This window comes from Chitinophaga ginsengisegetis (assembly GCF_900168065.1).
In the GTDB taxonomy this organism is placed as follows: domain Bacteria; phylum Bacteroidota; class Bacteroidia; order Chitinophagales; family Chitinophagaceae; genus Chitinophaga; species Chitinophaga ginsengisegetis.
The window spans coordinates 3,083,850-3,102,093 of sequence record NZ_FUZZ01000001.1; the positions used below are offsets into that span (position 1 = coordinate 3,083,850).

The 18,244-nt window shown below is 46.5% G+C and carries 16 protein-coding genes; 12 read left to right on the top strand and 4 right to left on the bottom strand.

What is annotated here, in order from left to right:
- The first annotated feature begins 96 nt into the window (after positions 1-96).
- From B5Z18_RS12145 to B5Z18_RS12155, 3 genes are all read left to right on the top strand, one after another.
- Positions 97-1,623, top strand: coding sequence for a glycoside hydrolase (locus B5Z18_RS12145; protein ID WP_079469604.1), 1,527 nt, complete (start codon positions 97-99; stop codon positions 1,621-1,623).
- Positions 1,624-1,626: 3 nt separating this feature from the next.
- Positions 1,627-3,432 (top strand): glycoside hydrolase family 35 protein, encoded by a 1,806-nt coding sequence (locus B5Z18_RS12150; RefSeq protein ID WP_079469605.1) that lies wholly within the window; start codon positions 1,627-1,629, stop codon positions 3,430-3,432.
- Between the two features lie 98 nt (positions 3,433-3,530).
- Entirely contained in the window at positions 3,531-4,208 is a 678-nt protein-coding gene (locus tag B5Z18_RS12155) for a hypothetical protein (protein WP_079469606.1), read from the top strand.
- Between the two features lie 10 nt (positions 4,209-4,218).
- On the opposite strand, the gene B5Z18_RS12160 is transcribed toward B5Z18_RS12155, so the two are convergent.
- Positions 4,219-5,133 carry an SAM hydrolase/SAM-dependent halogenase family protein gene (locus tag B5Z18_RS12160; RefSeq protein WP_079469607.1) on the bottom strand — a complete coding sequence of 305 codons (915 nt, stop codon included), beginning with the start codon at positions 5,131-5,133 and terminating at the stop codon, positions 4,219-4,221.
- A gap of 86 nt (positions 5,134-5,219) precedes the next feature.
- On the opposite strand from B5Z18_RS12160, the gene B5Z18_RS12165 reads away from it, so the two are divergent.
- From B5Z18_RS12165 to B5Z18_RS12175, 3 genes are all read left to right on the top strand, one after another.
- Complete coding sequence (locus B5Z18_RS12165) at positions 5,220-6,041, top strand: helix-turn-helix domain-containing protein (protein WP_079469608.1); 822 nt, start codon at positions 5,220-5,222, stop codon at positions 6,039-6,041.
- A gap of 60 nt (positions 6,042-6,101) precedes the next feature.
- Positions 6,102-6,644, top strand: coding sequence for a GNAT family N-acetyltransferase (locus B5Z18_RS12170; RefSeq protein ID WP_079469609.1), 543 nt, complete (start codon positions 6,102-6,104; stop codon positions 6,642-6,644).
- 104 nt (positions 6,645-6,748) lie between these two features.
- On the top strand, positions 6,749-7,846 hold the full coding sequence (locus tag B5Z18_RS12175) for an acyltransferase family protein (protein ID WP_079469610.1): 1,098 nt from the start codon (positions 6,749-6,751) through the stop codon (positions 7,844-7,846).
- A 12-nt stretch (positions 7,847-7,858) separates the two neighbouring features.
- On the opposite strand, the gene B5Z18_RS12180 is transcribed toward B5Z18_RS12175, so the two are convergent.
- Positions 7,859-8,755 carry an alpha/beta hydrolase gene (locus tag B5Z18_RS12180; RefSeq protein ID WP_079469611.1) on the bottom strand — a complete coding sequence of 299 codons (897 nt, stop codon included), beginning with the start codon at positions 8,753-8,755 and terminating at the stop codon, positions 7,859-7,861.
- A gap of 305 nt (positions 8,756-9,060) precedes the next feature.
- On the opposite strand from B5Z18_RS12180, the gene B5Z18_RS12185 reads away from it, so the two are divergent.
- From B5Z18_RS12185 to B5Z18_RS12210, 6 genes are all read left to right on the top strand, one after another.
- Complete coding sequence (locus B5Z18_RS12185) at positions 9,061-9,534, top strand: carboxymuconolactone decarboxylase family protein (RefSeq protein WP_079469612.1); 474 nt, start codon at positions 9,061-9,063, stop codon at positions 9,532-9,534.
- 35 nt (positions 9,535-9,569) lie between these two features.
- Entirely contained in the window at positions 9,570-9,908 is a 339-nt protein-coding gene (locus B5Z18_RS12190; RefSeq protein ID WP_079469613.1) for a YciI family protein, read from the top strand.
- Positions 9,909-9,969: 61 nt separating this feature from the next.
- The gene (locus tag B5Z18_RS12195) at positions 9,970-11,220 is read left to right on the top strand and encodes an RNA polymerase sigma factor (RefSeq protein ID WP_079469614.1); all 1,251 of its coding nucleotides are present in this window, start codon (positions 9,970-9,972) and stop codon (positions 11,218-11,220) included.
- Entirely contained in the window at positions 11,204-11,785 is a 582-nt protein-coding gene (locus B5Z18_RS12200; protein ID WP_235015913.1) for a Crp/Fnr family transcriptional regulator, read from the top strand. The genes B5Z18_RS12195 and B5Z18_RS12200 overlap by 17 nt, the downstream gene beginning before the upstream one ends.
- 76 nt (positions 11,786-11,861) lie before the next feature.
- Complete coding sequence (locus B5Z18_RS12205; RefSeq protein ID WP_079469615.1) at positions 11,862-12,269, top strand: DUF4267 domain-containing protein; 408 nt, start codon at positions 11,862-11,864, stop codon at positions 12,267-12,269.
- A complete protein-coding gene (locus B5Z18_RS12210; RefSeq protein WP_079469616.1) occupies positions 12,259-12,585 on the top strand; it encodes a hypothetical protein in 327 nt (108 codons plus the stop codon). The genes B5Z18_RS12205 and B5Z18_RS12210 overlap by 11 nt, the downstream gene beginning before the upstream one ends.
- 53 nt (positions 12,586-12,638) lie before the next feature.
- Here the strand turns inward: B5Z18_RS12210 and B5Z18_RS12215 are convergent, their stop codons facing one another.
- Both B5Z18_RS12215 and B5Z18_RS12220 read right to left on the bottom strand, forming a co-directional pair.
- Positions 12,639-14,393 carry a SusD/RagB family nutrient-binding outer membrane lipoprotein gene (locus B5Z18_RS12215; protein ID WP_159454282.1) on the bottom strand — a complete coding sequence of 585 codons (1,755 nt, stop codon included), beginning with the start codon at positions 14,391-14,393 and terminating at the stop codon, positions 12,639-12,641.
- A 17-nt stretch (positions 14,394-14,410) separates the two neighbouring features.
- Complete coding sequence (locus B5Z18_RS12220; RefSeq protein ID WP_159454283.1) at positions 14,411-17,959, bottom strand: SusC/RagA family TonB-linked outer membrane protein; 3,549 nt, start codon at positions 17,957-17,959, stop codon at positions 14,411-14,413.
- Positions 17,960-18,244 lie beyond the last annotated feature (285 nt).

The following is an 18,244-nucleotide window of genomic DNA, read 5'->3' on the forward strand; positions in this document are numbered from 1 at the left end:
CCGCTGCGTAACTTGCCGGTTGTCATAATTGAAAAATATTTAACGGGCATTTTACTATTTTCCGGCGGCTTTGTGTGAAACAAAGCGTTTAAGAACATGAAAAAAATCATTTGCTCACTGCCGCTGTGCTTTGTGCTGCATACCGCATCATCTCAACAAAGCAACAGCAACGTTATCCAGGTAAACATCGACCTACATAAAACCGCGCAAACGATCCGCAACTTCGCGGCTTCAGATGCGTGGGCGGGCCAGTTTACCGGCAACTGGCCGGACAACAAACGTAACCAGATAGCCGACTGGCTGTTTAGTTCCGATACTACTGCCAGCGGCCAGCCCAAAGGCATTGGCTTATCGATGTGGCGTTTTAATATTGGCGCCGGCAGTGCAGAGCAGGGCGATAACAGTGGCATCAAAGATGAGTGGCGCCGCGCGGAATCATTCCTCCAGCCGGATCATACATATAACTGGAAAAAACAATCCGGACAGCTGTGGTTTTTACAGGCTGCGAAGCAACGCGGCGTTACAGATTTCCTGGGCTTCCTGAACAGTCCGCCGGTGGCGTTTACACGCAACGGCAAAGCCTTTGCAGACAAAGGACAAAGCAATCTTCCACCGGAGAACTATTCCGCGGCTGCTGTTTTTTTGAAAGAAGTAGTGCAGGGAATACGTATAGCCACTGGCGTTAGCCTCAATTATATCAACCCGGTGAATGAACCACAGTGGGACTGGAGCGATGGCGGACAGGAAGGCTGCCCCTATAACAACGAACAGATTGCCGGCTTCACAAAAGCTATCAGCAAAACTTTCAGCGAAGCAAAGCTGCCGGTTAAAATACTGATTACAGAAGCCGGAAAAATAAATTACCTGTATGCCCCGGAAGACAAGTCAGACAAAGGTTCACAGATAAATGCATTCTTTAATCCACGCAGCAGCACTTATGTAGGTAATCTTCCCAATGTATACAAAGGAATTGCTGCACATAGTTACTTTACCACTTCCCCCGAAGATACGGCCACCGCTATACGAAAACGGCTGCACACCGCATTGAACGGACTGGAATTCTGGCAATCGGAATATTGCATCCTGGGAGATAATGCCGGGGAAATAAACGGCTCCGGCGTAGACCTCGGCATGGATGCGGCGCTTTACATGGCGCGCGTAATCCACTCCGACCTTACCGTCGCCAATGCTGCCGCCTGGCAGTGGTGGCTTGCCATTTCTCCCTATAATTATAAAGATGGATTGATTTATATAGATAAAGATAAAACAGACGGACAGCTGCGCGATACCAAAATGATGTGGGTGTTAGGTAACTATAGCCGGTTTATAAGACCCGGCGCTATAAGGGTACAAGCAGAGATAAGCGACAGCGCAGCGTTGAAAGACCTCTATCTGTCTGCTTATAAAAACAAAGATAATACCCTCCGGATAGTAGTGATTAATAACGGCCGCACTGCCGCCAATGCCAGCATCCACTGCAAAGGATTGAAAGCAGGCAGTATGCGCAGCTATACCACCAGCGCAGCCGAAAACCTGCAGCCAGGCTATATTTCCGGAAACATTGTTCACATTCCGCCACGGTCAGTAGTTACATTGACAGGTAACCTAAGCAATAAACAGTAGACCATGAAAAAACTAAGCGTTGTAATTTTAATGATATTGTGCAGCATACAGTTGTTTGCACAACACACTTTCCAGTTGGGAGATTCCACCTTCCTGTTGGACGGCAAGCCTTTCCAGATGATTTCAGGAGAGATCCATTACCTGCGCGTACCGCGGGAAAGCTGGCGCGACCGCCTGAAAATGGCGAAGGCAATGGGACTGAACACCATAGGCACTTATGTGTTCTGGAACATGCACGAACCTGAAAAAGGACATTACGATTTTTCCGGCAACAACGATGTAGCCGCCTTTGTAAAAATAGCGCACGAAGAAGGGTTGTGGGTAGTATTGCGCCCCAGTCCGTACGCCTGCGCAGAATGGGAATTTGGCGGATATCCTTACTGGTTGCAGAATATAAAGGGTCTTGAAGTACGCAGCAAAGAACCGCAATACCTCGCAGCCTATAATAATTATATCAGGGAAGTTGGAAAACAATTGTCGGGCTTACAGGTAAACCACGGTGGTAACATCCTGATGGTGCAGATTGAAAATGAGTATGGTTCTTATTCCAATGATAAAAGTTACCTGGACATTAACCGGAAGATGTTTATTGACGCGGGTTTTGACGGATTACTCTATACCTGCGATCCGGCTGCCGATGTAGCTAAAGGTCATTTGCCCGGTTTGCTGCCCGCAGTAAACGGGATAGATGATCCGCAAAAAGTAAAACAGCTGGTGAGAGAAAATCATAATGGCAAAGGGCCTTTTTATATTGCGGAATGGTACCCGGCATGGTTTGATTCCTGGGGGCAAAAGCACCATACCATTCCCTATGAAAACTTCCTCGACAGGTTGGATCGTGTACTCGCAGCAGGCATTTCCATTAACATGTATATGTTTCACGGTGGCACTACCCGCGGCTATATGAATGGCGCCAACTATAATGACAAGAGTCCCTATGAGCCGCAGATCAGCAGCTACGATTATGATGCACCACTGGATGAAGCAGGAAACGCTACGCCAAAATTCATGAAGTTCCGCGAAGTAATTGCCCGGCATCTCCCGGCTGGCGTAACTTTACCGGAAGTACCTGCAAAGAAACCGGTGATCACCACGCCGCTGATCACTTTTGAACGCAGTACTGCAGTATTCAATAAACTGCCGGCAGCGATCAAAAGCATAGATCCGTTAACGTTTGAAGATCTCAACCAGGCTTATGGTTTTGTGTTATACCGCACCACTATTCCCGGTGGACACAGTGGCCTGCTGAAAATAAAAGATCTCCGCGACTACGGCCTCGTGTTTGTGAATGGTAAAAGAGTAGCCATCCTGGACCGCCGTTTGGCACAGGACAGCGTGGAGGTAACCCTTCCATCCGGCACCGTTACCCTGGACATCCTGGTAGAAAATCTGGGACGTATCAATTTTGGCCCCTATCTTCTTAAAAATAAAAAAGGTATTGCCGGCCAGGTATTATTTAACGGTCAGGCCATTCATCAATGGCAGCAGTTTAAGCTTCCCTTTGATGTGCAGCCGGCAGTAAAACCTGCTGCTGCCGGTACCGATGCACCGGTATTGAAAGAAGGCAGTTTTACATTATCCACCACCGGCGACACCTACCTGGATATGACGCAGTGGGGCAAAGGAGCCGTTTGGATCAACGGTCATCACCTGGGCAGATACTGGCAGGTAGGTCCGCAACAAACCTTGTATGTACCGGCTGAATGGCTGAAAAAAGGCAGCAATAAAATCACCGTACTGGAACTGATTAAGCCCGCTGCAAATACGCTGCAGGGCATTGATCATCCGATACTGGACGTATTACAATAACACAAGAAAAGTTTGTAAAAAGCTATTGGGGCGGACTTCCGTTTCAATAGCTTTTTACTTTACCTTTATATGGTATCCTCTAATCCCACGGCCGCCGTATGAAAAAAATTGTACTGTTAGCAATTGCCTGTATCGCCGGCTTACCGGTTTTCTCCCAACGTTTTGTACACGGCTTAGGATTTTCCACATTTATTGATCACACTTCCAGGAACGGCAGCATTACCAGCTTCAGCATCTCGTATGCCATCCGTTACAATGTGATGGAAACAGATAAGATGACTGTTTCGGTAGGTATTCCCTTTTCATTTGGCGGTTCCGGAGATGCCAACGACAACACTGATTGGTATTATGATGCGGACGGCAATATTGTATATTACTATACCGGTGAAGAGGACGATGGTCCTAAAACAAAACCCAGGAGTATGATTGATATCCCGCTTATCATTAACCTGAACTTCGCCGGATTTTCCTCCCTGAATAATAAGAGTGCGGTGGGTTTCTTTGTGGGAGGCGGCCTGGCCTACCATTACGGACCAGTAAATATAAGGTACAAAGACCGTAACGGCGGCAGCTTTACGGATTCTACTACCCAGCACGCAGTAGGACCGATAGGCAACCTGGGCATGCGGATCGGGCTTGGCAAAAAAAAGAATGGCGCTATTGAAGTCAAGGGCTCTTATATGAAGAGCTTAACAAAGCGGCAACCTGATATTTATGGCATCAGTTTACTTTATCTACTTCCCAGATTAAACTGGCGTGCTAATCCCGACGATTGATCTGAATGATTTATTTTTTGGGAGATAACGTTACTTCTACACTCCACTCACTACCGCTTCCGATATGATAGGTGGCTGCAAAATCGCCCTGGTTGAGCGCAAAAGACAATTGCAGTAAACTGTTCAGGTAGCTCAATGGTTTTCCTTCCGGCACTGCGCCAAAAGTTTGACTATACGGCGCCGCTGTTTGATGTACTTTTTTCCCGTTGTGGAAAAAAGTTACCTGCAGTATATCACCGTATTGAGGATGCAACTGGTTGAGCAGATCAGCGCTGATGTTGGTCCATACGTTACCGTATTGTACATCCAGGATAGAGATGTTCCCTTTCAGTTTTCCGTTTTCCAGTACCGCGGCCTGGTATGGTATTTTTACAACCTCTTTGGCTAATACCGGTCCTACTTCTTCAAAGGTGATGGCGCCTGCTGCCAGTCGCGCGCCGGTATAGGCGTATACATCCCTGCCGTGGAAAGTATAAGATTGCTGCGAATCCTTGCGGCGGTTCACAGCTTCATTGATTTCACGTATCTCCGCGATGCCTTCTGAAGCAGCGATGAGGGTGAGTGTACCATTATCCGGTGTTACGATAAAGTGGCCACTGTTTGTTTTGAGTACTACCGATTTACGGCTGGTGCCTACGCCGGGGTCCACTACCGATACAAACACGGTGCCTGCGGGCCAGTAGGGAACCGTTTGTTCCAGCCGGTAAGCGGCTTCCCAGATATTATACGCAGGAATTTCGTGGGTAAGGTCATATAGTTTCAGATCGAACGATACGCCGGAGGCTACACCTTTCATGGCGGATACTGCGCCGTCTTTCAAACCAAAATCCGATTGAAAAACCACTATTTTATTTTGAGCAAATCCGATACTGGTAGTTAATAGCAATACCAGGCTGCTGATAAAACGGTGTAATGTAATGCTCATGGGGGAACTAATTAGTCTTCAAATTTAGTGGCTTATCCTGAAATCATTAAAAATTCTTAACTTGAATATAATTCATCTGTCCTAAAATGAAGTACCAGGAACTACCACCGCCATCATATCTGAAAAACCACGTCCGTTATTTCTGGACGCTGGAGAGTGATGATGTTGCCCACGTGCCTAAAATTCTGGGGCCAATGGCAGATGGTTGTCCGGGTTTAATTATCCAGCAGTCGGATAACGGTACCTTCTACCAGGAAAACAAAGAGTTACCCGATTTGCTGTTATATGGTCAAACCACGAAGTATACCGAGCTGCATGTAACGGGTACCATCTGTTCAATCGGGGTGTGTTGTTATCCGCATGCGTTGAAATCTGTTTTTGGTTTGAATGCCGATGAGTTAACCAATTCCTGTTTAGACCTGGATATACTGGCAGCTACAAAAGATTTTTACCTGGCAGAAAGATTAGGCAATACCCCTTCTTTAACGGAGAAGATCGCCATCATTTCCGCTTTTCTATTTAAGCAGATCAATGAAAACAGCACGTCTTCAGATGAGGTTACACACTTTGCGTTATCACAGATCATCGCCTCCGGCGGCAGCATTGCGTTAAAGGACTTACAGCAGCAGTTGCAGCTAACGGAAAGAAGTTTTGAGCGCCGGTTTAAACAGGGCGTTGGCATCTCCCCTAAATTATTTTCCCGGATATGCCGTTTTCAGAATTCCTTAAAGCAATTAAAAAGTAACAACTACAGTAAGTTGTCTGATATTGCCTTTGAGCATGATTATGCCGATCAGTCCCACTACATCAGGGCCTTCAAAGAGTTTGCGGGCTTCTCTCCTTACCAGTATCAGAAAAAATCCAACGAAGCAGACGCAGGAAGTAACTTCCTGTTGATGACCAAATAAACATTCCCGTTTTTGTTCTTTTCAATAGTTCCGTTAAATTCGGCGCCAAATGACACGTGTATGGAGATTTTCGCATCTACTCCCCGGTTGATTTTAAGGGAACTGATACCTGCTGATGCCGCCGGCATGTTTGAACTGGATTCAGACGAAGCGGTGCATTTATACCTGGGCAACAAGCCGGTGCGCACGATAGAAGAATCGCGGGAAGTTATTCAGTTTATCCGGCAGCAATACCGGGAGAACGGCATTGGCAGATGGGCTGTAATAGAAAAAGATACCAACCGCTTTGTGGGATGGGCGGGATTAAAACTGGTAAAAGAACCTACCAATGGCCACGTTAACTACTACGACCTCGGCTACCGTTTTATAAAGAAATACTGGGGAAAGGGATACGCTACTGAATGCGCACATGCCTGCCTGGACTACGGCTTCAACCGGCTCCGGCTGGAAAATATTTATGCCATGGCCGATGTAAAAAACGATGCGTCGAAGCGCGTTTTAGAGAAGTCCGGCTTTAGCCTGGATGGCACTTTTTACGAGGACCAAACGATGCTTAACTGGTTTACAATCAGCCGGGAAGCATGGAACAGGGCACGTAAGTAACCAGCCGATACTGACTGAAGTGTAATTACAGCCGCCCGGTTTAACTTGCTTTACACAAAAGTGACCGGTGTTGCCATCCTTTACCCTCAATCAGTATCCCTTTTATGAAGATTAACAGCATACAGTTATTAAGGGCAGTAGCAGTTATCCTCGTGGTACATGTACATGCCATCGACTTACAGGAAGCATTCACCGTTTCCCATCAGCAAAAATTTTATTTCCTGGAGAACTTTGGCGCTATTGGCGTGGACCTCTTTTTTGGGATATCGGGGTTTATAATCAGTTATGTAGCCAGCAACTATTTTGGTGCGCGTGATGGAGTGGATTTTCTGAAGAAACGTTTCCTCAGGATCAACCCTATTTATTATGTGGCCAGTGTGTGCTATATGGTATTCTTTTGTTTTTTTGACCGGATGTACCCTATCACGGCTATTCTTTATGGATGGAGAGATACCATTTTCATGTTGCCGGTATTGAACTCGCAGAAGTGGCTGGCGCCTATCCTGGTGGTGGGCTGGTCGCTGAGTTTTGAGTGGTGGTTTTATTTCCTTTTCTTCTTCCTGATCCTGTTCCGTACAAAATATAAAACCTTATTGCTGTTACTTGTTATTCCCGCGCTTGTGACGGTGGGACAGCTGCTGAAGCCAACTGATTTCAGGCTTATTTTTTACACCAATCCTATCATGCTGGAGTTCCTTTTCGGGGTGATCATTTTCTGGCTGTACCGCCACGTAAAAGTGGCTACCGGCGTGGCCGGGCTGTTGCTATTGCTGGGCATTGGCGGATACGTTTATAACATTGTGTATGGCTTTGGAAATATTTCTGAACTAAGCAGCGTGACCAGCGGTACCGGCAGTTTGAAAAGGGTATTGTTATGGGGCCTGCCCAGTGCATGTATCCTGGCCGGTTGTATTTTCCTGGAGCAGCGGGGTGTTTGGGCAAGGCTCTGGAATAACAAATGGGGGTTACTGATAGGCGATGCTTCTTATTCCATTTACCTGACCCACTATACTTTTTATTATTTTATCGCGCAGATATATGCCGCCACCGGTTACTTCATGAATGCCGATCTTTCTGTGATCGTGCATATGGTACTGGCGGTGGCGGTAGGCATTTTCTTCTACTACAAAGTAGAACGGCCCCTGATAAAGCTGCTGCATTCGCGGCCTGCTGCGCGACCTGTTCACACGGCTATGCCATGATTTAATATCAGATCAGGGGGTGTTGGGGATCCAGCCCCCTCTTTTCATCCACCACACCATAGGATCCAGCCATTCGTTTACGGGTAAGCGTTGGGTGAAGCCGTGGTTGCCGGTGGGATAGAGATGCAGCTCAGCGGGAATGCCTCCTCTCAGCATGGCCTGGTAAAAGGCGATACTGTTATTTACATTCACCACTGCATCATCGCTGGTATGCGTGATATAGGCCGGCGGTGTATTATTGTTCACCCACTCTTCATTGGAAAAGAAGGCAATTTTTTCTTTGGAGGGCTCATTTCCTATCAGGTTGATGCTTGATCCCTGATGTGCCAGGTCTTTATTCATGCTGATCACGGGATATACCAGGATCATGAAATCCGGGCGCAGATCGGTGTTTTCTTTATTGGGTACATAGCTTCTCCCGCTGTGTGTGCCCAGCGTGGAGGCCACGTGTCCGCCGGCAGAGTAGCCCGCGATCCCTATTTTATGCGGATCCAGTCCCCATTCCGCGGCATTCATCCGCACCAGTTTAATGGCTTGCTGCGCATCCTGGAGAGGGCCCATGCTTTTATCCCGCATGGTGGCATCTGAAGGGAGCCGGTATTTTACCACGAAGGCGGTAACTCCTTTTGTAATGAAGGCTTCTGCTATTTTGGTGCCTTCTTCAGCAAAGGCCAGGAAGGCGTATGCGCCGCCGGGGAAGATGATCACCGCTGCCCCGTTGGGCTTTTCCGGCTTATAGATGGTGATCGTGGGGGCATCTGCCGGTGCAGTTTTCCCGATACTGTTGGGAATAGAGTCCTTGTACAGGGGTCTTATTTCCTGGGCTTTGACGGATATAGCGGTAAATGGCAGCACAAAAATAAAAAGCGCCAGCATTTTTCCGATGCGTGGATAATGGTGTAGAATCATCCGTCAAAAGAAAAAATTCCGGCCCGCTGGAGTGTTTTGCAATTGTGAAAGCAGGTGTGATTAACAATTGATTCACTAAAATAATTCCCGTTCCGCTGCCGCCGGCAGGTACCGTCCCGGCACACAGGCATCAAAAAGATGGTCAACGGCAGCATCCTTATACCGGGCACATCATTTAAAACCAGCTACCCATCTACCTAAAAAATATTTTTAAAAAAAATCCGGGGAAGATGTCCAATTTCCTTTTTCCCGATCCTTATTGGTGTATAAACGAACAAATTCATCACCAATAAAACTTATAAATCATGAAACAGAGAATCAATCTTCTGACAAAAGGAGCTAACGCAGTAAAAGCATTATATGGCGTAGGTGCGTATCTTGCAGGATCATCCATTGAAAAATCCCTGCAGCATTTAATTTACTTCCGGGTATCACAGATGAATGGTTGTGCATTTTGCCTCGATATGCACTCTAAAGATGCACGCGCAGAAGGAGAAACAGAGCAACGCATTTATATGCTGGCAGGCTGGAGAGAAGCTACCGTTTATACCGATCGTGAGCGGGCAGCCTTTGCCTGGGCAGAAGCAGTAACCAGGCTCACCAACGGCGACGTACCGGATGAAGTATACGAACAGGTACGTCAGCAGTTTTCAGAGGAAGAAATTGTAGACCTGACAATAGCAGTTACTACCATTAACAGTTATAACCGTCTTAACGTTGCCTTCCGCACCTCAGCAGGAAGCTACAAGCCAGGGATGTTTGCCGCCAAAGCAAATTAATTCATATATTCCACCACGATTTAAATTATAAAGAGATGAAAGAATTCTTATTATTATTTCGCCAGTCTGAATATGCCTACCGCGAGTTATCTGCGGAAGACTTCCAGGCGCTGTTGAAGAAGTGGCAGGACTGGACAGGTGGTATTGCTGCACAGGGCAAACTGGTGAGTAACGGCCGGCGTCTTTCTACAGAAGGAAAAGTATTAAAGCCAGGTGGCGTGATTACCGATGGTCCGTTTGTAGAAATCAGGGAACGCCTGGGCGGCTTCCTGGTAGTGCAGGCCGATACGCTGGAAGAGGCTACCACATTGGCCCATGGCTGCCCGGTATTGGATGCCAAAGGCTGTGTGGAAGTCAGGGAAATAGTTTCGTAACCAGTATCAGGAGAAATAAAGAAAACCACTCTTTCGTTAGAGTGGTTTTTACTGTTTTAGTATGGAAAAGGAACTCGAATCACTGAAGTATTTATTTAAGCAGGAATTCTCGAAAATGGTGGCTGTGATCAGCAAACTTTTCGGGTTGCAGCATATTGAGATAGCAGAAGATATTGTGAGTGAAACATTTTTACTCGCGTCGGAAACATGGGGCGTTAAAGGACTCCCTCCCAATCCTACTGCCTGGCTTTATACCGTAGCCAAACAAAAAACATTGCATCATTTCAGAAGAAATAAAATATTTGATAAAAAAGTATTGCCCGAAATAATAGCGCGGCAGGAACTGGTGGATGATGCCGAAGCGATAAATTTCTCGCAGGAGAATATCAAAGACAGCCAGCTGCAAATGCTTTTTGCCATCTGCAACCCGTCTATTGCCAGCGAAGCGCAGATAGGACTGGCACTGCGCATTCTTTGCGGTTTTGGGATAGATGAAATTGCAGAAGCCTTTTTGTCCAACAAGGAAACTATTAATAAAAGATTATTCAGGGCGAAAGAAAAACTGCGCGAAGAGAAGATTAAAATGGAGCTGCCGCCGGAAAGTGAAATCCCACAGCGACTGGATAATGTGCTGCACATCATTTATCTTCTTTTCAGCGAAGGATATTACTCGCAGACACAGAACCAGATCCTGCAACAGGATCTTTGCCTCGAAGCACTGCGGCTGGGATTGATGCTTACTGCCTACGACAAAACCAATTTGCCTAAAACAAATGCGCTCATTGCCCTCATGTGTTTTCACGCTTCCCGTTTCAATGCCAGGCAGGCCGGTGAAGGCGAAGTGGTATTGTATGAAGCACAGAACGAAGCGCTGTGGGACCAGGCACTGATTAACCAGGGTATCTATTTCCTGCAGCTTTCTGCCGAAGGCAATGAAATAAGTTCCTATCACCTCGAAGCCAGGATCGCTTACTGGCACTGTGTGAAAGAGGATACGCCGGAGAAATGGGAAGAGATCCTGCAGTTATACAATGCACTGCTGATGATCAATTACTCTCCCAGTGTAGCCCTGAACCGCACGTTTGCCCTCTATAAAGCAAACGGGCAGCAGGAAGCGCTTGCCGAAGCAGAAAAACTAAAGCTGGAAAATAACCACTTCTATTATGTGCTGCTCGGTGAGCTGTACAGGAATATCGATAACGAAAAAGCAAAAGCCAGTTTTCAGAGAGCCTGGCAGTTAGCCAAAACCGACACCGAAAAACAAGGCATACAGGCACAAATAAACCGTCTTACTGATGAGCATACACACTAACCTGATCAACGCTATCGGGCATTTCATCCGCATGGATGAAGCCGAGCAATCATTCGTTTCCTCTTTGTTTGTCAGCCGGGAATACCAGAAGAATGATTATTTCCTGCGGGAAGGACAGGTTTGCCGGGAAGCGGGATTTATTGAGAAAGGATTGATCCGGTATCACAGTATCAAAGATTCCGGGGAAGACGTGACGCTTGATTTTGGAAAGGAAAATGAATTTACCTGTAACTACGAAAGCTTTCTCGACCACTCTCCATCGCAGCGCAGCATCCAGTGCATTGAGCCCACCGAAATATTGGCTATCTCCTATGAAAATCTTCAGCTGATTTACAGCAAAGTAAAAGAAGGCGAAAAGTTTGGCCGGTTGATTTGCGAGTACCTGTATTTACAAGCCATCAAAAAGGTCAGCTCTTTTTATGGCGACCAGCCGGAGCAGCGTTATCTTCACTTCATCAACAGCTACCCCGACCTGCAGCAACGCATCCCGCAGTATTATATCTCTTCCTTTGTAGGGGTAAAGCCTCCGTCTTTAAGCCGGATCAGGAAAAGGCTGTCGATGTAAATTTATTAACCTGGGTGAACGAACCGGCGGAGCGCGGGTTTTACTTTTGTTGCATCATCATAAAAAAATGTAACAAATGAAAAACACCTCTGAAAAAATCACTTTCTACAGCACTTTATCTATTGGGATATTGCTGGTATTTATCGGACTCTTTTTTCTCCTGAATCCCCTGGCGGCCGAAGCCGGTTTTGGCATCAGCGTACCTGTAAACGGGAACTTCTCTTTTCATTATATCAAAGGCATCCGCGACCTGTTCTCCGGTATTACAATACTGGGGCTACTATGGACCGGTGAACGCCGCGCATTGGGCGTGCTGTTGCTGGCAGGGACTATTGTTCCGGTAATGGATTTCTGCCTGGTACTTCACAACCCGGCCTATGAAGCCGGCAAACTGATTCAGCACCTGGTGGCGATTATAATGCTACTGGCACTGGGCGGTTACTATCTTTCTTCCACCGCTAAAAAAACATCCCATGCTCTTTAGTATTGTGCTGCTTTTACACTTTGGATGTTTTGCAGGATACCTCGCTGTGTTGGCGACACAATGGTCCGACTACCACACAAAAGTGCGCGACCACAAAGGATTGATCCTGGGTATTGCCCTGCTGGTGACCGGTATCATACTGGTGGCACTGAAATATCCACACGTTAATTATTATAAAGTAATACCTAAAACCGGCATATTCGCAGTGGTAACGTTAATCAATATACGCTTTACTAACAAAACGTTTACGAAGGCAGCCTATTATGCGTTACTGGCGCTAACAATGGCAGCAGCGTGCATTGCGATATGGCATTAAAAAAGGGAGCCAACCAATATGGTTAGCTCCCTCTCGACTTGCATTGCTCTCTGCTATTGATAATTATAGTTATCCCAATAAGGATTTTTTGCTCTTGCAGCGGCAGGTACCCAGAAAATCGGGCTGGTTAAATTATTTTCTCCTGCTACTTTCTTGAAGTTATCCGGGTTGTTAGTCAGCTCAATAGTTGGATAACGCACTCTTTCCGGCATTGGTTTCCATACGGAAGTATGCCAGGTGAATGGTTCCAGCTTCGGGTGACGGGTCCTTCTCAGCTCTGCCCACAGTTCGTAAGGCTGATAAAGGTTCAGGTGAATATACTTCTGCTGCATGAGAATCTCCATTTTGTCGTCCAGGGTAGCAGCCAATGTAAATTTGCCTTTTACAACATCGCCCCATGCACTTACTACCGCAGCAGATGGTTTGGCAGGATATACCATGGCTGTTTGCGCAGGTGTCATCTGGGTTTTGGCATAGCTGCTCAGTTGATTAATGGTATACCAGAAATCGACAGAGTGTGTTACCTCATCTTTGATATGCTCTTCAGCTGTTTTACCTGTATTAGCTAATCCTTTCAGCGCAATTTCTGCCAGCAGCAGGTCCAGTTCTCCTACAGACGCCATATACACCGGCATCTTCGCATTTTGGTGGAAGGTAGCGTGGTTGTACATAGATTTTGCATTGGTAGCGAAAGTAGAAGCGATATTATCTGCATACGGATAATACCTTTCTCCACTGCTATACAATGCTGTTTGTTCTTCGATATTGGCAGATACTCCGCGATAATCCAGGTATTTGGTTGGCATAGCCAGCACCGGTAAACGTGGATCGTCAATTCCTTCCTGGTAAGCAGGTGTGCCGTAGTTCATCCTTTTCATGATGATGTTTGGTATAAAGGAAGCGTAGGTATTTTCATAAACACCACGAATCCATGTTCCGCCACCTGTGGGAACAATATCAAACCAGTAAAACCAGTAAAGATCCGTTTGTGGCAAAGGCTTTGCCAGTGCCGCCTGAATCAGCGGTTTGGCATATGCTTCTTCCACACCGGCAATTCTTACCAGTAATTTCAGACGGGTAAAATTGATGAGAGACACCCACTTATTGATATCACCGTGGAAGGCAATATCCTGCTCCGTGAAAACGGTTTTGGCATCAGCCGACATCTGCGAATAAGCTCCGGGAAGCTCATCTACAATAGTTCCCAGTTCCTGTATGATAGATTGGTAGATCTCTTTCGGATCATCATATTTAGGGAAGAGATATTTCGGCTCTTTTTTAGAACCCTGGAAAGCATCTGAATAAGGAACCGAATTAAAGAAATCTACCAGCTTGGCACTTTGGTAACATTTGATAAAGCTAACCAGCTTCAGGTATACATCTCCATCCTGTTTTAATTGCCCGGTACGTGCATTCACAGAATCCCTGATCACTTCGTAATTCTTCAACCGGGTATAACTGTGCTGAAAGAAAGATTGACCGTTGATTGGAGAATCATCAAAGCCGTTACCGGTGGTCAGGTCATTGTATGTGGAGAACCAGTCGTAGCGGTAAGATACAAACCGTTGCGCCACCTGCTCATAACCGGTGATACTGGTACCGCCGTTGAGCAGGTAATACCACTCGCCGTAGTCCTGTGCAAATATTTTATTGTTTGTAAGCACGCCGGTGAATAAGCCGGGCACTACATCGATATCACTACCGGTGGAGAGCTTGTCCTTGTCGTAGAACCGGTCTTCCAGATCCTTTTTACAAGCTCCCAGGAAGGAGGCAGAGAGCAGGAAAATATATAAGTAAGCTTTTTTCATTTTTTTCAGTTTATACATTAGAAAGCAACATTTAACCCCAGGGAGTAAGTCCTTTGGGAAGGGTAGATGGTATTTTCCACGAAAACATCTGCGCCCAGTGCTCCTTCCGGATCGATATTGGGAATAGATTTGTAGAGATAGAACAGGTTACGGGCAGCTGCTGTAACAGTGAGCCTTTGCATTCTTATCCTTTTGGAAATTTCCGCGGGTAATGTATAGGAAAGCGCTACTTCCCTCACTTTGATGTAATTGTTTTTGAACAGGCGATCCGGCGGGAAAGAGGTGGCCAGGTCGTTTGCGTAGCTTCCATAATAGGAAGAAGCGCTGGTGATGATATCGTTGGTGGTATATTTACCGTTATCATCCACTTTCATACCCGGCAGGATCAAACCATCGTGATACACGTGCCCATCTTTAGACTGAGCCGGAGCTGGCTGTGAATGCTGCCACGGAACATTCTGGTCGTTGCTATTGATGTAATACGCCAAACCTCCGTTTTCTTCATCGCGGTATTGCATGGTATTTTCCAGCTGGCCCACACCTGTTAAGCGGTTGTTGGTATAACTGAAAATAGTACCACCGTATTTATAATCCAGGCCAATACGGAAGTTGAAGTTCTTATACTGAAAGTCGGAGATAAATCCGCCGTATACTTTTGGCATTACGTTACCAGCTACCGTTGATTTCTGATCATCGAGGATATAGATACCGTTGTTGTTCACTACTTTATTACCTGCTTCATCACGTTTGTAATCGAGCATTACAATTTCGCCATACGGACGGCCTTCATCTGCATGAATAGATGCGGCGGCGCCGTTGATCAGGTTACTGAAAGGATAATTGGTAACACCCGGGTACAGGTCTATTACTTTTGATCCCTGGCTGGCGGCATTCAGCGTAAGGCTCCAACGATAGTTTTTACCTACCAGCGGAACGCCTGTTAATGCCAGTTCAAAACCCCAGGCCTTTACATCACCCGCATTCACGATTAGACCAGCGGAACTGGAAGCGGAAGAAATAGGTAAGCTGATGATCTGGTTGTAACGGTGGTTGGTGTAGAAGGAGAAATCGAGGATCACCCTGTCCTGTGGCAGGAAGGTATTGTTGATACCAATTTCAAATTCTCTTTTACGTTCTGGTTTCAGAGCGCCTGGTAACAACTTGTCCGGAGGTGAAACGGAGTTGGCGTCTGTACCTGGCAGGCGGGTGTATCCATACAGATTATTGGCGAAATAACGGGTGGTACCGTTACCCACGTCTGCCCAGGATAACCTCAGCTGTCCGCTGTTTACACCGGCAATCGGGAAACGTTCCGTATAATTCCAGGTAAGTGCCGCGCCCGGATAAAAATACTTGTTGTTTTCCGGAGGAAGAGTAGAGTTCCAGTCCTGGCGACCCTGCAGTTCCAATGTAAATTCATTCTTCCATGACAACGCTGCTGATGCCAGCAAGCTGTATAATACATCAGATCCTCTTGTGTAATTTCTAAGCAGGTGTGCGTTGTCTGCGCTGGGTGTACCCAGCTGATTGGAGAAAGAATACCAATCCGGGAAGGTGAGTCCGCCAACGGTGTTGGTACCCAGGTAATCTACATTACGCAACCGGTATACACCGCCTCCAAATGCAAACAAACGGAGATCGTTGTTCAGGAATGATTTATTATAGTTCAGTAATGCCTGGTAAGTTTGGGTGGTAGAATTTTCCTTTGCCACGCCAAAGCTTCCTCCGCCTACCGTAGGGAGCACCTTTGTTACACTTACCTCTGTATTATAATTGGTGTTATCATAATCCAACCCCGCCTGCCCTACGAGGAAAATATTCTTCGTGAAGTTCAGGGTTACTTTGGCAGAAGTGATCATGTGGATATTTTCATCCTTGTAACGGTTCTTTTTGTTATTCCACAGGTAATTGCCAAGTAAGCTAAAGGCATCGGAAACACGGGCATTGGAAAGATCTCTTTTATAACCGGTGGCATCTGTATAGTAAGGATATATCAGGTTATAATCATAATCAACCGGGTATCCCCATGCTACCGGTCCATCGTTCTGGGAACGGCGGTTTTGGGTAGAGATGCTGTAAATGTTGGAGATCACTTCAAAGGAAGCCAGTTCGGATGCTTTGATATTACCGTTGAAGCTGAAAGAGTTTCTTTTCTGCCAGGAATTATCACCGGAAATATCCTGGTAATTATAGTTGGTATAAGAAGCCCTGATACTACCTTTTTCGTTGCTGCCGGCAATGGCTACGTTGGCAGAAGTGGAGTGACCGTTCTGGAAGAGTGACATGAAGTTATTCCTGTGTGGCGAATTCTTCACCATAGAACTATCGTAGAACATCACATCAGCGCCATCGAAAGCAGGACCGAAGCTAAAGCGTTTATTGGGCAGCATGCGGGTTCTAACGCCATTGATAGTTTCATAGGTGGTATCATAGAGGTTGTCGCCCAAACCATATTTGGTTTGCAGTTTCAGGTAAGATACCGGTTGCTCTATGGTATGTTGTATGTTACCGGTCATACCAAATCCTTTCACATTGCGGCCGTTTTTGGTAGTAATGATCATTACGCCGTTGGCGGCATCGCTACCATACAATACAGTGGCTTTGGCGCCTTTCAGGATGTCGATTGATTCGATGTCGTCCGGGTTAATATCGTTGATACCGGCGCCATAGTCGAATCCCTGTCCTACATCACCACCGATCTGTGTTTTACGGTCGCTCAGGATAACGCCGTCTACCACAAACAGGGGTCTTACATTCTGATCGGGGTTCATACTGGCTGCGCCGCGGATATTGATCCTGACGCCACCCTGCGGACCGGATGCGCCCACGTTTACGCCTACACCGGCTGCTTTGCCGTAAAGGGCAAGGAAGGGGTTCATGGTTGAACCGGCCTTGGTAAGTTCATCCCCTTTGATGGTACTGATCGCGTATCCAAGCGTTCCTTTCGGACGTTTGATACCGAGGGCGGTTACCACCATTTCGTTTAACCCGCTGGAGGCGATGGAAAGCGTTACGTTCAGGAACGTGGAAGTGCCGAGAGTAATGGATTTGGGTTCGTATCCTACGGAGGTGAACACCAGTACTACATTGCCCTCCGGTACATCAAGACTGAACCGGCCCTGTACATCTGTGGTGGCGCCGGTTTTGGTGCCTTTAACGAGAATGGTAACACCGGGTATGGGCATGCCGGTACTATCTTTTACCAAACCGCTGATTTTACGGAGTACTACTTCCGGTATTGCGATGAAGGGAGTGGTATTTTCCAGCCTGATATCTTTCTCTTTTACAGCGATGATTTTGCCGATCACTTCATAACTGAAGGGCTGATTTCTGAAGAGCAGTGCCAGTACTTCTTCCAGCGAACCATTACGGATGGAGATATCTACCGGCTTACTTTTCGTAAGCATAGCATCTTCATACCAGAACTTATAACCGGATTGTTTCTTTATTTCTTCAAATACCTTCTGGATCGGTGCGTTCTTTTGCGACAAGGTTATCTGTTGCGACAGAGATTTGGCGCTGATCTGCAAACAAACTACCGTTAAGAGGATAGCCGTAATTTTCATTTGCTTAATCAGTTGTTTTTTTATCCTCAGATGGGCACCTGATTTTCGGAATGTCAGGACGCGATCTTTGATGGTTGATAATAGCCCGGGTACAAAGACGGGCTTTGCATGACAATTAGATTGCATACATTTGTGGTGTTTGGGTTTAGATAATTCTTGATTTCTGATAAGTATTGATGTCAGGTACCAGACCCAGGCTTTTTTCCAGGGGCGGGTGAGATCGCTCCTGGTTTTTTATGCCGGTTCCTACCACACGTCATTCAGGGACCTTTGTTCATGGTAATA